The organism is Virgibacillus sp. Bac332, from assembly GCF_003667785.1.
Lineage (GTDB): Bacteria > Bacillota > Bacilli > Bacillales > Amphibacillaceae > Virgibacillus > Virgibacillus salarius.
Genome location: NZ_CP033046.1, coordinates 2,657,675 through 2,673,167, shown reverse-complemented (window position 1 = coordinate 2,673,167; position 15,493 = coordinate 2,657,675). Strand labels below are relative to the sequence as shown.

The following is a 15,493-nucleotide window of genomic DNA, read 5'->3' as shown; positions in this document are numbered from 1 at the left end:
CATACAAAGAAGGTGTCCATATGAATCATAAGATTATTGCTGAAGGAAAGCTTCCAAAGTCTAAGCAATCCTTTTATGTTAGATTCTTAACCGTTGATGATATACCACAAATTTTAGAGCTTCAACAAATAGTTGAGCAAGCAATGGAAGTACCAGCGGCTTTACAGACGCTGAGCTATGAAGAATATCGCCATATTTTAACTGGAAATGGCTCAATGATTGGTATCTTCATTACGAACAAAATGATTGCTTTTCGAGCAATGCTCATTCCAAATATTGATGAACATGAACATTTAGGCATAGATGCTGGACTTTCGAAAGAAGAACGGTTAAAAATGATCTATTCAGAAATATCTAATGTACATCCTGACTTTCGTGGGAATCGACTACAAACGTATATGGGGGAATTACTATTTACAGAAGTAGACAAAGAGCGTTTTCAATATGTAGCAACCACAGTTGCACCATTCAATATTCCAAGTATTAAAGATAAGATTGCCTTAGGAATGGAAATAATCGCACTCAAAAAGAAATATAACGGAAAACTTCGTTACATACTACTCCGTGATTTCACAAGAGAATTTAATACTACTATAAAGAAAAAAATCGTTCGAATGATGGATTATGAAACACAGAAAAAACTACTGGAAGAAGGTTATCGAGGAGTTTCTATCCAAATAGATAATGACACGTATGTTCATTATAAAAAAAACTGAGCAAAATTCGCTCAGTCCTTATCACTACATGCTCAGATTTTACGCTTCCTCTAGTAGCTATTATGGAATAGCTACTGCTTGACCACCACTCCGGCTACCCACTTCCCTTTCCGTGGGGTTTGTCCTTCAGCTAACTTTTTTAGCAAAACCCGCTCAAAAAAGTGGATCTTCAGGTCAAACATTTCCCACAGGAGTTGAAGTGGCCGGCCTTCGCTATTATCAGGCTCTACAACGCTAGCATGAAGTAACACAGCTGCTTTTATACTCACGGATAGCGATTTTAACTTTACCCATTGTAAAAAAAGTCAACCTATTACTTATGACAAGAATTGTTGCACCTTCGCATAGCGGAGACTAATTACGTAGACTCCTGCGGGATTAGCGCGAGCCGAAAATCCACTTTGCAACGTGTTCTTCTTTGCAAAGTTAGTTGAGGCCGTGCCCACGGAAAGCGAAGTAATTAGTCGGAGCATTGCCAATATACATCTAACATTTCAAAATAACTACTTGGCTTAACGCAGTCATTGCACTAATTTTATACTTTCTTAACTTATAAAAAATAAACAATATAAAAAAAGAACGGCATTTTGCAATGATCACATAAAGTTAGATACAGTTATTTCATTAGGTAACTGTTTGGGCATGAGCACGATATAGTAACCGGGCTCATGCTTTTTAATTAGTGTATTTAAAATCACAAACTATGCTTGTGTGAAAATAACCTTTAAGAGCTGTAACAAAAGAATCGTAAAATCTCTGTCCGTTCGGGAATGCGAATAGGATTTTTACTTACGATGATGTATTACTCTCGTAAAATTAACAACAATATCCCATCTATCTACCCTTTGCTTATCCGAAGTAAATAGATCATTCACTTCTATCATTTCCAACGAATGAATGAGAAATCTACTAGATAGACAGCTGCGATTGCCCCTCGATCACGAAGTATACATACTGGATCATACCATTTAGTATGACAAAGCGAATAGCGCAAATGGTGTGGAATGCCTTCTTCTATACATTAGCGATTCAATGGATTCATTTGTCTATTTTTTAGCATATGATTAGGTTTTATATCATCTATCATCTGTACACATTACAATACTAAAAGTAAAAGGTAGCTGTTCCCGAATTTTTGTTATGACGGAATAACATGGTTAATATAGTAAAGTTTCATTAAACTATCAAAATTATAAACAGCTAGATGGCTACTGTGACTTGTTGCTAACAGGAACCAATCCTATTGACTAATTAAACAACCTCTGATACAACTGCCTCATCGTCATGGATATTTTTCCCTCTATCTATTTTCAGACTCATCATGACAATGAATGAGATGCAGTATAGCGCTGCTAAGTATGTCATTGCTAATGACATACTGGCGTGTTCGAGAATAAAACCTACTAAAATTGGAGATAGTCCACCAACGGCCCTCCCAAAATTAAAAATGGTGTTTGTTGCCGTACTTCTAATATCAACACGATAGAAACGGCTTATTAAGGCTCCATATCCAGCAAACATCCCATTTGAAAAGAATCCAACAATCGCTCCGCCGATGAGTACACCAGTACTTCCAGTTGCATATGCGTACATAAATACAGCAGCCGCAGAAGCAAGGAGGAAAATACCATAGGAAACCTTTAAACCAAATCTATCTATAAACCTACCAAAAGTCAGCATCCCCGCAATCATTCCTACAGCAGTACTGATTGTCCAGATTGCTGAGCTTGAAACAGATAATCCTTGAGATTGCTGTAGCATCGTTGGAAGCCAAATCATTAAACCATTATAACCAGCGATTTGTACAGTTGCCATCACAGCTAAGCCGATCGTTGTTAATGCAACACGTGGCGAATGAAACAGTTGCTTTAGCTTACCTTGTTTTTGAATTGCCGGTTTTTGCTTCTGTGCTGCTAGCCATTCTGGTGATTCTTGCAAATTTCTTCTAACAAAATAAGCAAATATAACTGGAATGATTCCAACTAAAAACAAGCCCCTCCAGCCAAAAATTGGTAAGAGCACAGAACTTAAAACAGCGGCTATAATAACTCCGAACTGAGCGCCAATACTGACATAAGAAGAAGCGCGCCCTTGCTTATTTTTCGGCCATGCTTCTGCGACAAGCGCCATACCAATACCGTATTCTCCGCCAGCCCCAAGTCCTGCAATAAATCGGAAAATATATACTTGTTCAATGTTAGTTGCCAATCCAGTTAGCGCCGTACCAATCGCAAACAGGAAAATCGTATACGTAAAAATACGTACTCTACCAAACTTGTCCGCTAATATACCAAAGATTATGCCGCCGATAAGCATACCTATATTTGTAATAGATGATATAAATCCACCCGTAGTTAAATTAATTTGAAAATCAGCAACGATTAAAGACATAGCAAAGGAAATGAACATAATATCCATGCCTTCTAATGTTAAACCAGTTACGGAAGCTACCACTGCTTTGTTACGATATTTCATTTTTTGTCTCCTTTCAAGCCTCACTGGACTTCGTTTAAAGGTATTGAGTTTTCATCCGAAGCTTATTTAGTGTTAATATAAAATAAAATACCCTTTATCCAGAAGAGGAAAAGGGCATGAACGGTTATTTTAATAACTATAATAGTCACGTCACTACCCTTTTTGGTCTCTCTGGACCATCTTAAAGGAATATGCTGTTATATATATTAGCATATTGACGAAAAGCATGCAATATTGTTAATTTCTAAATTTAGTACTAATGCATCGCATTCACTCTCTTTTCATTTACTTACCTAAAATCTCCCTTGTCTTCTCCAGAATTTCCTCATCTTTTAATCGAAATTTGAACTCAACTCGTCGAGATTTCTTCGCATTATATCCACCCTTATCATCTGTGCGAACATCAGAAAATGACTTGCTATTAACGGTCAGCTTTTCCTCTAAATGCTGTTGAATATTCTTATATGGAAAATCCGCACTTAAAATATATGCTGCAACACTATATGCCCTATCTTGTGAAAGCTTTAGATTATATAAATAAGTGCCATCTCGATCAGTATGCCCTTCAATAATAATCTCCGCGATATATTGTTCATAACCACTTTGCAAAAGTATATCTAAGTATTTTGGCACGAACTCATCTAAAAAAGTAAACGATTCTGGCTTTAATTCATCTTTGTTGTATTCAAAGAGAATTTCCGTGTTAAAAATAATGGCGCCTGTCTTATCATCGACTTCAACCCCGAGTTCTGAACCGCTAAATTCTTCTTTTAAGTCATTCACCAATTTCGCACGCACTCCCATAATTTGATCTAGTGTTTCCTTCATTTCTTCAATCTGTAATGATTTAATGACCATCATACAGATAAAAATTAGCATAAAGCAGAGTAAAATGGTTGTCAGTAAATCTGTAAAAGATGGCCAGAAATGACCTTCATCCTGATCCTGCTTAAATAATCGTTGATATTTAGTATTCATTCTGACTCAACCTTATCGGATTATTCGGTGTTGTTGTTCGCTGTACAAAAGCTGTTAGCTGTTGGTTAAGTATTTGAATCTCACGGTTAAGATCTTGCAAGGTTTGTTGAATTAAACGGGCATGACTCTGTTCATTAGCTTCAGATGTTCGACGTAGGTCTTGAAATTCCTTGCGAATCCCATCATTTGCTCCTTGCATATAATCACGAATAGACTGACCAACTTTATCCAATTTACTTCCAAGTGACCCTTCAAGATTTGTCACATAAGTTGATAACGTATCCTTTAAGACGCCTACACTTGTCTCTAACTGGTTTTCTCGTTGTTGAAATGCTTGGTTCATTTGTGAAATGGTCGTATTCATTTCATGAATTAACTGGTTATTTTTCATTCCCAATTGTTCATATGTGCTGGAAGCTTCCTGCATATGCTTCTCAAAATTCATCGAATCAGCTAAATGTGTCTTCAAATGTTGATTGAAGGTTTGATTAAATTCTTTTAGTTCTGTAAAACGATCCGACAATAAATGCTTATATTCTGCCTGTGTTTGATTAATAACATCCAATGCTTCAGGGAGCTTCACAATGGAATGCCCCATCTTATCAAAACCTGTAGAAAGCTCTCGTAGCTGTGTCATAATCCCAGTCAACTTGGTAGAAAGATCTTCGCCGAAGACTTGCTTAAATTCCTTATTATGACTGGCCATCCGCTCGACTAAATCCTTGGACTTACCATTAATACTTTCAAATATCGTATGCAACGAGCTTTGCTCTTCTAACAGATCAGAAGTAAATTGCTTCATATCACCTACCGATTTATCAAATTGTTGGAGTGTATCTAATTGAGCACGGGAAACTTCTTTTACCTTTTCATAGGTATTTTCAAATGCTTTCAACATTCGTTCATTTCTGCCGTCAATACGCTTAAAATACGTAAATAATGCTTCGAAGTTTTCATTCAGATTTTTAGTTCCTTCAGAAAACCCATCTGTTACATCCTTCATATAATCAAAAAGTTGTTGAAAATGACGAAGATTTTCAGAGAGCCCATCATTAAATGAAGCTAAATTTTTTGCTGACTGCTGAAGTCCTGTTGTATATTCTTGAAACCCAGTAAATGCAGCTACTATCCCTTGTAACGACTCTTGGTTCGTTGCCTGCAAGCTTAGAATTGATTCATTAATGGTTTCAGATACTTGGATTAATTGACTAATACCGTGCTGTTCATTCTCTTCTAATTTTGATTCAGTCATCAGCATAATATCTGTGAGCATAAATTCCGTATTGAGTACTTTAATCAATACCGTCATCACCAGTGAGAAGCCCATCCCTGCTATACTCGTATAAAAGGCAACATCAATACCTGCTAAAACACCCGCTACCCCTTCGACTAAATCACTTCCTTCGATATTAATGCTACTTAATGATGACGTTAAACCTATAAATGTTCCTAATACCCCTATCAAAATAAACATCGAAACTGTCATTTGAATTATTTTTATTAAACTAACCACAGGTACATTAAACAAACGCCAACTAGAAAACTTCTCCTGTACGAATGTTTCTGCTTTTACAGCCTCTCCTTGCTGCTTCTTATCATATTGTTGTTTAAATGAAACTAGTGGTTCTATCTCCATTTGACTGGTATCTTTTAAGAAATCCCTTATTTTCTTTAGCTTGTTAAACAACGCCAAATGTACCAAAAGCGCGACCATAAATGTGACAAACAAAACGATAAAGATAAGCTCTATCATCGGGTTTGCTAAGATCGCCTCTGCTTTTTGTTCGCTAGTAAATAGTTTTAATATCGATTCAATCATTCATCTTCCCCCTAATGTAGAGATTCAACAGCTGCTTTGTTAGGTCTTAGTGAATGTTTATGCTGTATACATCTTACTATATAGCTATTCATGGCATGGCCAATTCATGTATAGTTGTTGAAATATAACCAGCTGATGCAAGAACAGGAAAGATGTTTGCAAAAAAATCTTCTGTAACAACGATATAAGACGATAACTGCGTGTTGCTACGGATAAGTGCACAAACAATACAAAATTTAAAGCAAGCCAAAAGGTGCTCCTCTGTCTTTCCTACGAGAAGCACCTTTTAGTTTCATAATTAGTTATTTATACGTTTGATTTTATTTTTATTTAACTGTTGTGACAGGAAAGATGATTGTATTCAATAATGCACCCATAATAATGATCATGGCGGAAAAATAAAACCACAGCATTAGAACAACAATACTACCCAATTGACCATAAAAAGCAGTATAATTATTTTGGCTAACAAATGATGAAAAAACGATAGAAACAATCTGCCAGCCAATCGTTGAGAAGATTGCCCCTGGAAGCACGTTTCTCACCTTGAGATTAATATTTGGAGCAAAATAATACAATCCGATAAAGAAAACCATTATAAATATGCTTCCGACACCCCATTGAAACAAGAACCAGTACCCTTGAAATCGCTCAATAAACTGGACATCCTGTAAATAATGTCGCATGAATCGATCCACTAACGGAATCACTACAGTGAATAAAATAGCAAACATTAACCCAAGTGTTAATACTAAACCCTCGATAACTTGTTTAATAAAATTCTCCTTCGCTTGAATACCATAAATTTCATTAAGAATTCGTTTCAAGCATTGCACACCCATAGAAGAAAGCCAGATACTGATCAGAAAACTGAAAAAAGCCATCTGTTGATTCGCTAAAATATTCGATATCGTATTTTCGATTAAGCTATATGTACCTTCTGGGGCAAATGGACGCACAAGTTCAATAATATAATCTTCGCTTATAGGTAAATATGGAAGCAGCGAATAAATGACTAAAAGAAACGGGAAAATAGAAAGCAGAAAATAATAGGCCATTTGCGCAGACAAATCATAGACCTTGAAGGTAAAATATCGATTTACCAACTTCTGAAGTACTCTAATAATAGCCATGAAGAAGACTCCTTACATACCTCGCATAAAGTAAAACTTCTATCCGTGGGGTTTTGTTTTTCCCCACGGATTGGTAGTGCCACAAGGGTATGACCTAAAGGCCCTTAAACCAATCGGACATTTACTGGCAGTCGTCCACCATTTAACCATATTGGTTTCACTTTTTTGCTGAAATGGGGGCTTACTGTCAGTTATATGCGGGATACATTTATATACAAATAAGAATTTGTTTTCATTCTCATCCTCTACTTTATACTATTATTCTTCCCCGCCCTTTAGAAACATTATTTAAACTATTTATCGACTCTTTGCTTCACAATATTTCCCACTCTATTTCGTGTATAATTAAAATGCCAGTTATATGCGGGATACATACAACAATACACAAAAAAAGTGTGTAGCTGTCCCAGCTATAACAAACAGATGCCACACTGCATGGTGATAACGAAAACCTCGCCATACATAGAAAATAGCTCCAAACGTGTAACAGAGACCACCGATCACAAGCAGTGTCACACCATTAGGATGTAGATTATTAACAATCTGATCCCATCCTAATGTAACCATCCAGCCCATTGCAATATAAAGTATCGTTGAGGTTATCAGATATTTTTTCACAAAGTACGCTTTAAATACGGTTCCGGCAATTGCAAGTCCCCAAATAATACCAAACATTGTCCATCCTAATGCACCTTGTATAACAAGAAAAGTAAACGGTGTATATGTCCCAGCAATAAATAGATAAATGGACGAATGATCAAAGATTTCAAATAGATCTTTCGCCTTACCTGGCGGAAATGCGTGTACCAGCGTTGATGATAAATAGAGAATTACCATCGTTGTACCGAATATCGTAAAGCTAACAACATGCCACGCTGTCCCGTACAAGGATGAATATACAATTAGTACAATCAATCCTGCAATACTCCCTAATGCTCCTATCCCATGCGTTATCGCATTGGCTATTTCCTCACCTTTTGAAAAAACATGTGTCTGTGCCAATTGATCATTCCTTACTGTTCTATATTTACAAATAATTTTTCTACATTACTCCCTCATTGATCACTAATTATAGTATAACAATAAGATATATATAATACCTTAATAAGCTTACTCCATATTTTTTCTTATTAGAAGTTGGAACCTCTTTAATCAATTTAAATTGGTAGAAGCAGAGAAGTAGACCCTTTGCAGGTTTAAATAGATCCGCCTTTAACCTATCTACTATCTTTAGCTATCTTTGAAGGATAATTGCCATTTCTTGTCGAATAACATAGTGAATAAGTAAGAAAGGATGAACAAAAGTGCATGATTCATTTATTTCATTATTTGGATTTATACCACCATTATTTTATTTAGGTTTTATCGTATTTGTCATTTGGTTTCTGACCCAAATAATTCAAATTCAAAGGCAGAGAAATGAAATTCTAAAAGAAATCCTACAAATGATAAACAAAAAGTCTGATTAGATCGAGGCATGAAGATAACTAAGCTGGTCTTTTCTAAAGACCTGCAACACACTACATTATCTTCGGAAAATACGAAAACTCCTTGATTAAGAAAAATGTTTTTCTACGTCGGTTGTATCGCTACCGAAGTTTCCCTTATCCTGTGAGTGGATACACATCTGCGACTTAAAGCTGTGTCAGCACGAAGAGGCTCACCAGCGACCCACGGTAACTCCAGATCAGCTTCGTTACACGAACTATCAATCTATTTATTCGTTATTTCTCCGATTAAAATACTTTTTTCCCATCGCTATTGGAGAACATATATTTTCCATACAACAACGGTTCACACTCCTCATAAGTAAATAGCTTTTGTAGCTCTTCCAGTTGTTGCATGATCGTAAATCGTTTTACGACAGCCTATGTTATTTAAATACCTTCTTTACCTCTAACTGGTGTTAGCGTGCATATCCTTTCTACACTGTTTATATAAGGCTTAGCTTTTTGAACGAGTGCTTGTGTTACGTTCAAAGTTAACGAATCCTGATGTGCTTCCTGACTTTCCCACAATTCATAAACATAGATATCTGTATCCCTTTCATTTGCTAAGTTAACTATATAGAACTGACACTCCTCTAATTCTTCCATTTCATCTCCTGCATTTACAAGTATTTCCGCTAAGTATTCCTGCCTTCCAGCAAAAGCAGTAAACTTTGTAATTAATCCAAATCTACGCAAACCAAACCCCTCCTTTTATTTATTCGTTCGGCAAATCATTGTCATTATCCTGCTTGGCGAAAGCATTAACTTCACTTAAAAAAACTTAAAAATAATTACAATTACTTATATTTATAGTATAATGAAAACAAAGCACAGAATGATGGAGGCGGATCTGTTTGTATCAAGAAGAAAGATTGATTGGCATACTGGAGTTTCTTCAACGTAATAATAGGATATCTGTTGAGCAAATCTGTTCCTTGTTTGCCGTTTCCAGAGACACAGCCAGAAGAGATCTTGTCAAATTGGAAGAAGAACAAGCGATTATCCGTACACGAGGAGGCGCTATTCTCCCAGCATATCATAATGAAGTAAAAAGCTATTCCAATCGCTTAACGATGGTGTCTATTGAAAAAAAAAGTATTGGAAAAAAAGCGGCTATGCTCATTTACCCAAGAGACAGAATCATTTTAGACGCATCAACAACTGTTCAATCCTGTGCTGAGCAGCTCAATAATATTAACTGTACAATCATTACAAATTCAATTAATCAGGCAGATCTATTATCTACTAAATCTGAAATGAATATTCAACTACTTGGAGGAACCTTGGAAAAGGATCACCGTTATTTATATGGTCCATCAGTCATTAGTAAACTTTCAGAATACCTTGTTGATAAAGCGTTTATTGGTGTAGTAGGAATATCTGAACATGGATTAACCGTCGCTCATGAAGAAGATGGGATTGTAAAAAGAAAAATGATGCAACAGGCAAAGCAAGTTATTGTTTTAGCCGATAGTACGAAGTTAGGAAAATCAGATTTTTTCCGCTTTGCTGAGATACGTGATATCGATTTATTAATAACCGATCGAACTCCTTCACAAGCGTTTAGAGAGTTACTAACTAAGCATAATGTAGAGCTATTAACCACAGATTTGCATGAAATAGGAGATGACTAACATGACAAAATTAATCGCCATTGATTTGGATGGAACCTTGCTAAACGAAAACAACAAGATAAGTATAAAAAACCTCGAAGCGATAACTTCTGCTCAGTCGAAAGGGATAGAAGTCGTTATCGCTACTGGGCGTGCGCACTTTGATGTTCAAACACTTTTTAAAGACACGGGTATTAACACGTGGATTATTGGAGCGAATGGAGCAACCATACACAGCCCAGATGGTAAATTATACCGATCAAAAGCAATTCAAAAACAGGATGCAGTCAACATACTGAACTGGCTTGAAAAAGAGGACTATTATTATGAAGTATTTAGTAATCATGCCATCTACACACCACAGCATGGCAGAGAATTACTAGCAATCGAAATAGATAGAATGAAAAGTGCGAACCCAGAAATTAATGTAGATCAGTTATCCGATGCTGCAAATAAGCAGTTTAGTCAAACTGGCTTTTCATTTATACGTTCCTACCGAGACTTCATTGGTCAGGATTTGGATGTTTATAATGTTCTTGCATTTTCGTTCAATAAAGAAAAGTTGGAAAAAGGAAGAAACCACTTTAAAAATCTAGCCAATTTATCGATTGTTTCTTCAGCAGAGCATAACTTTGAATTAGAGCACATTGATGCTTCCAAAGGAAATGCATTAAGCATGCTAGCAGAGGAATTTAGAATTGAGCTATCAGAAACAGCGGCCATCGGTGATAGTTTTAACGATTTATCGATGTTGGAAATCGCTGGTAAAAGTGCAGCAATGGGGAATGCCCCTCAGAAAATTAAAAATTCGTGTCAAGTAGTTACTTTGCCTAATACAGAAGATGGCGTCGCTCACTTTCTTCATTCATTACGTTAAGAAAATTACGGAATGATACTCTGTTTGGCGTGACGTCGAAGATGACGGCGTAACATGCAGCGTATTTTCTGAGCGTGTCCCTTATTGGACATGCTTTAGCTTGTAGAAATCCTAGTCTCTACAAGCTTTTTGATTAGAATAAAAATAATATAGCCACTGAATATGCGAGACGCCTTTAAAAAGAAGCACGCTTTTTCTGCGTGCAATTTATCGCTGCCGGAGTCATTTTATTCAAGAAAAAACTCCTTTCTATAAAATTCTTTTTATTCATTTCCCAGTACGTATAAGTTTAAAACTTTATAGCATTTCAAAAAATATGGAGGTGGACAATAGTGACCAAAAGGAATTATAGAATAGTAGAAATTGCTCCTATACTTACCATTAGCAAAATAATACCAAAAAAAATGGTAGCTATCGAGAAGAATAACACTCGCTCTTTTCTTATAACAAAAGATAAACAGAACAGAAACGCAGGTACTGGAAACAGAATACTTAAAGGTTCCCATTTGGTGACAAAATAGAACATTGCTAATAGGAAAGCACTATATCCGAACACGGATCTAAGTAGTAGTATTAATTTTTTATTTCCAGTTTCATGAACGCTCCACAAACCAACATAATGCTCCGTTCTATCTTTCAATGGTTGTTCATCTTCATAATAGAAATAAATAGGCTGGAGATAGGGTATTTTTTGTTGCACTACATCTTTCCCCCAAATAAATGACTTTCCCGCTATATCAAACGTGTTGTAGATATGCCTATTCTGTACAGATACTTTTGGATAAGCGGGAGTCGGGGTATGTTCTGTGTCAATAGAAAAAGTAATTCGCTGATTATCTGTTTTCCCATAGTACGCTTTCCAAGATAAAGTTTGAATAGGAGAGAAAATGTATCTCCAGAACTGTTTTTTTACTGTAGCAGCCATACTTGTATCAACTGGTATCCAACCTTCTTGTTCCAAGTAAATTTCATTCCATACATGCGGCTGATGTTTTCCACCTGTAAACGCCCCTACCATTACACGGCAAGGGATACCAATAGCACGACAAAGGGCTGCATATAGAAAAGAAAATTCACCACAATCTCCGTTCTTATCTTTGAGGAAATGTGTAACCCCCCTAGCTTTTGGAGGAAATTTATAGTTATAATGCTTGACGATATAAAAAAACAGTAATTTTGTTTGTTCTTTTGGATTTGTTTCACTTCTAATGACATTGAAAGCGATGTGCCTTACTTCTTCGTTTACACAAACCATAGGTGTCGACCTTAAAAAGAAATTTTTTTCTTCTTGGGTCAATTCTGGCAGACTATCTTCTGTTTTGCTTAACAGCTCTATCTCGTAAGATGCTTTCATTGTTTCACCAGATTCAATTTTATAGAAACTAATCTGATTACCAATCATATCTTCATTTTCTTGAACGGGTAATGATTTCTGCTCGTTTATTATTTTCTGATACCTCGTCTCTGGTGGAGATGCTAGCCATAGGTATACATTAGCGGAAGTAGAATTAAAATATTGAAAAGTATAGGTTACTTTATTTTTCAAAGTTTCACCTGCTTTTTACTTATTTTTAGTAAAAACCTTGTATTACAAATGGTTTTTGTATTTATCAATATCGATTAACTTTTATCATGGATCCTACAAGAATCACCTTCACATCCTCCAACTGGAAGTATTTTCCGCTTACTTGCCAACCAGTCATATAACCTAGACCCCACCCCCACCCAAATAAACAGTTTAAGCAAGGGGACCGCGGGCCATAAAAATGGGACTTGTTTAGCTATACGTAATATACTATCTATTCCTTCTTCTATTACACCATTTATTATGATAATGGTGTGCATTCGTTTTTCCACTTTTTCATATTCTAAGCCGTATTCATTTAAAACAGCTATATTTCTAGTAGACTCATATTGAAGACGACGGAAACAATCCATTTTTGCTAGTATTTTCATGCTTCTTGTGCAAACAGGGCACCAAGTATCATAAAAAACAAGGACACGATTCTTTTCTTTAGACTTGTTCGATCTGTTCAACTTCATATTGCTTCCCCTTTCTGAGCCTTAATTTAGATAATAATCTTTTCACAGCTGTGTATGCTCGTTCATACTCTTCATTTTTCAGTAAAACAAGTTGTATGGAAATCATTGTCGCAGAAAAAGTAAACAATCCCATCACTATCGCAATGCCTATATGCATAGCGATAATATTAAAGATAGCAATATATCTAGTGTAGCGATTGAATAATAAAAATGGATATGTTATTTGCGCAAAAATAGCTCCATATGCACCAATCAGTAATAAAAAGTCGGATGATATAACTAACTCCTTAAAAAACGGATGGGTGTATTCGTCTACTTGTAAGATATAGTAAAGTGCTGTACCGTTTTGCCAAACTTCTCCCATGATCTTGTGCATACCAGATGTTAAATACATAAAGGAGACTTGTATAATGGAAGCAAGAACAGCTAAATTATGAAATGCATTGGATAAAGACGGTGACAGGGTAATACTGGAAACTTTCTGTTTTCTTCTATAACCATCCAGTGAAAAAAATGCCGTAGTATTTGCAAATAACAAATAAAATAGAATGATCCTCATTACATTGTCTCCACCATCTAGAATTAAAACATTTGCATGTTGAAGAGACCAAATAAAAATGAAGTTTAAGATAGCTGTTAGTCTTCCCATGAATCCAATAGTAAAGAAAAAAGCGATTACAACACCGATATGAAAAATGATTTCAAAGTACAGTAAGGAATCATTTAATTGATAGATAGAAAAATTATTAGTGGTAAACAGTTGTTTTGTTAAAGTTTCATGATCCTGCATCCCATTTGGTCCCCACAGAAATCTTCGTTGCCCATAATGAATAAAATAGAAATATAAAATTAATAGACCAAAAGCAATTCTAATTAAACTGGTTCCCATTAACATATGTTTTTGTGTAGATAGCTTCTCATAAATTTTATTCAAAACTTGGCATCCTCCTTTGAGTAAATGTTTGGTTTAATTTTATAATATTTAAAGCATATCCATAAAAAGCCCTTACGAATGAAAATGACGTGATTTAAAATAGTTTGAATTTATTAATCACATCTTTTATGTGACGTGTTCTCTTACTCAGATTACCCGGGTACCTCTGGCGATAGATAACTGTTGAAAATGCATTAAAACACAGGGGAAACTTTTTCGAATTCTCGCCATTCAAATTCATGTATATTTGTTTTATTTTTAAAGGTTGGATTGCTCTGTTCCGAATAAGGTGTAGCCTCTGTTTGTCTAACGATTAATTGTGTACGTGCTATATCTTCTCCAGGATATAAACTGCTTACGTAAGATTGAGCATAACGATTTAATATGTCAATCCCATCTTCTCTTTGCTCTTTCATCATTTCATTATCCAGAATATAGTCAAAATCTTCCTTATTTAATTTTTTTTCTTCTACTTTTTCAGATAGCTTCATGGTTATGTCATCTTTTTGATGAAGGGCAGTAAAAGCGCCTCGCTGAATTCTAACTAAACGATTATAAGGTGTAAAACGATTTTTATAGTTCTTTTCAATCATAAAAGACGTTAAATTAATCCATTCTGTTGTCTCTCCATTAGCCAATTCTGCACGTACTAGGAATTGGTTGTTCGTACTTGCTGGATTGGGAGCAAATAATCTCCAGTTCTGTGAAAACAAAGGTTCCATATATCCATTTATTATAAATCCGAATTTTGCTTTTACAGGATTAAAAGGGGCTAAATAAATAGCGGTAAATAAAAAATGTATGGAAAACAAAATAATAGAAAATATTATAATAATTTTTTTCAACATAATATCACCTCTATCTATTGGACGATTGTCCCATGTTTTGGGACAATCGCCTTTTATTTAATGTAAATATTTATTGATCAAAAACCACTTTAATATTTTCATAACCAGTCGGGCTTGCATTCATTGCACTGCCTCCTAATGCATCATATGCATCAGCACCGGCTTTAGCTGTAAACCCTCCAACAAAAGCTGTTGCTGCAACACGCGAAGCTTGCATTGCATAAGCTCCTGCAGCTGCTGGAGTTGCTTCAGGAGACACTTCATTGTTAGAAGCTAATTCAGTCTGGACAGCTGTTTGCGTTTCAATATCATCAGCACCGGCAAGGACAGATGTTGTAGCAGTACCTCCAATAAATAAACTTAATGTTAAGACTCCTGTTATTAGCTTTTTTTTCATTAAACTATTCCTCCCATTCATATTAAAAAATAAATTACCAACTACACCGACCTGTACTTATCTTGATATCTTATTCATAGATCCCCTCCTTCAAAGAGGTTGTACAAAAAGTCGATAATGAGAACATATGAATTTCTTCGCTTACTTACTACTTACCATCGAACTTCTTG

General features: G+C 35.6%; 16 protein-coding genes. 4 read left to right on the top strand and 12 right to left on the bottom strand.

Annotated elements, in window-relative coordinates:
* Positions 1-20 precede the first annotated feature (20 nt).
* Positions 21-716, top strand: coding sequence for a hypothetical protein (locus D9782_RS12675; protein ID WP_026681678.1), 696 nt, complete (start codon positions 21-23; stop codon positions 714-716).
* A gap of 71 nt (positions 717-787) precedes the next feature.
* On the opposite strand, the gene D9782_RS12670 is transcribed toward D9782_RS12675, so the two are convergent.
* The 6 genes from D9782_RS12670 to D9782_RS12645 all read right to left on the bottom strand — a co-directional run bounded on the left by D9782_RS12670 (position 788) and on the right by D9782_RS12645 (position 8,123).
* Positions 788-985: a hypothetical protein gene (locus D9782_RS12670; RefSeq protein ID WP_121604330.1), complete on the bottom strand. Its 198-nt coding sequence runs from the start codon at positions 983-985 to the stop codon at positions 788-790.
* A gap of 982 nt (positions 986-1,967) precedes the next feature.
* Complete coding sequence (locus D9782_RS12665) at positions 1,968-3,191, bottom strand: MFS transporter (RefSeq protein ID WP_121604923.1); 1,224 nt, start codon at positions 3,189-3,191, stop codon at positions 1,968-1,970.
* Between the two features lie 285 nt (positions 3,192-3,476).
* Complete coding sequence (locus D9782_RS12660) at positions 3,477-4,169, bottom strand: OmpA family protein (protein ID WP_026683024.1); 693 nt, start codon at positions 4,167-4,169, stop codon at positions 3,477-3,479.
* Entirely contained in the window at positions 4,159-5,988 is a 1,830-nt protein-coding gene (locus D9782_RS12655) for a MotA/TolQ/ExbB proton channel family protein (RefSeq protein ID WP_121604922.1), read from the bottom strand. The genes D9782_RS12660 and D9782_RS12655 overlap by 11 nt, the downstream gene beginning before the upstream one ends.
* Positions 5,989-6,314: 326 nt before the next feature.
* Entirely contained in the window at positions 6,315-7,121 is an 807-nt protein-coding gene (locus tag D9782_RS12650) for a YihY/virulence factor BrkB family protein (protein ID WP_121604921.1), read from the bottom strand.
* Between the two features lie 357 nt (positions 7,122-7,478).
* Positions 7,479-8,123 carry a PAQR family membrane homeostasis protein TrhA gene (locus tag D9782_RS12645; protein ID WP_121604920.1) on the bottom strand — a complete coding sequence of 215 codons (645 nt, stop codon included), beginning with the start codon at positions 8,121-8,123 and terminating at the stop codon, positions 7,479-7,481.
* Positions 8,124-8,425: 302 nt separating this feature from the next.
* Here D9782_RS12645 and D9782_RS22930 point away from each other — a divergent pair, with 302 nt between their 5' ends.
* A complete protein-coding gene (locus D9782_RS22930) occupies positions 8,426-8,590 on the top strand; it encodes a hypothetical protein (RefSeq protein WP_161629302.1) in 165 nt (54 codons plus the stop codon).
* A gap of 408 nt (positions 8,591-8,998) precedes the next feature.
* On the opposite strand, the gene D9782_RS12640 is transcribed toward D9782_RS22930, so the two are convergent.
* On the bottom strand, positions 8,999-9,307 hold the full coding sequence (locus tag D9782_RS12640) for a putative quinol monooxygenase (protein ID WP_121604919.1): 309 nt from the start codon (positions 9,305-9,307) through the stop codon (positions 8,999-9,001).
* 158 nt (positions 9,308-9,465) lie between these two features.
* On the opposite strand from D9782_RS12640, the gene D9782_RS12635 reads away from it, so the two are divergent.
* Together D9782_RS12635 and D9782_RS12630 are read left to right on the top strand one after the other, a co-directional pair.
* Positions 9,466-10,245, top strand: coding sequence for a DeoR/GlpR family DNA-binding transcription regulator (locus tag D9782_RS12635; protein WP_121604918.1), 780 nt, complete (start codon positions 9,466-9,468; stop codon positions 10,243-10,245).
* Between the two features lies 1 nt (position 10,246).
* Positions 10,247-11,101, top strand: coding sequence for a Cof-type HAD-IIB family hydrolase (locus D9782_RS12630; RefSeq protein ID WP_121604917.1), 855 nt, complete (start codon positions 10,247-10,249; stop codon positions 11,099-11,101).
* Positions 11,102-11,447: 346 nt separating this feature from the next.
* Here D9782_RS12630 and D9782_RS12625 read toward each other — a convergent pair whose 3' ends face one another.
* The 5 genes from D9782_RS12625 to D9782_RS12605 form a co-directional block, all read right to left on the bottom strand.
* Positions 11,448-12,647 carry a transglutaminase-like domain-containing protein gene (locus tag D9782_RS12625; protein ID WP_121604916.1) on the bottom strand — a complete coding sequence of 400 codons (1,200 nt, stop codon included), beginning with the start codon at positions 12,645-12,647 and terminating at the stop codon, positions 11,448-11,450.
* 74 nt (positions 12,648-12,721) lie between these two features.
* On the bottom strand, positions 12,722-13,144 hold the full coding sequence (locus tag D9782_RS12620) for a thiol-disulfide oxidoreductase DCC family protein (RefSeq protein ID WP_121604915.1): 423 nt from the start codon (positions 13,142-13,144) through the stop codon (positions 12,722-12,724).
* Entirely contained in the window at positions 13,116-14,078 is a 963-nt protein-coding gene (locus tag D9782_RS12615; protein ID WP_121604914.1) for an HTTM domain-containing protein, read from the bottom strand. The genes D9782_RS12620 and D9782_RS12615 overlap by 29 nt, the downstream gene beginning before the upstream one ends.
* A gap of 194 nt (positions 14,079-14,272) precedes the next feature.
* Positions 14,273-14,923, bottom strand: coding sequence for a DUF5819 family protein (locus tag D9782_RS12610; RefSeq protein WP_162986393.1), 651 nt, complete (start codon positions 14,921-14,923; stop codon positions 14,273-14,275).
* A 73-nt stretch (positions 14,924-14,996) separates the two neighbouring features.
* Complete coding sequence (locus D9782_RS12605) at positions 14,997-15,323, bottom strand: hypothetical protein (protein ID WP_121604912.1); 327 nt, start codon at positions 15,321-15,323, stop codon at positions 14,997-14,999.
* Positions 15,324-15,493 lie beyond the last annotated feature (170 nt).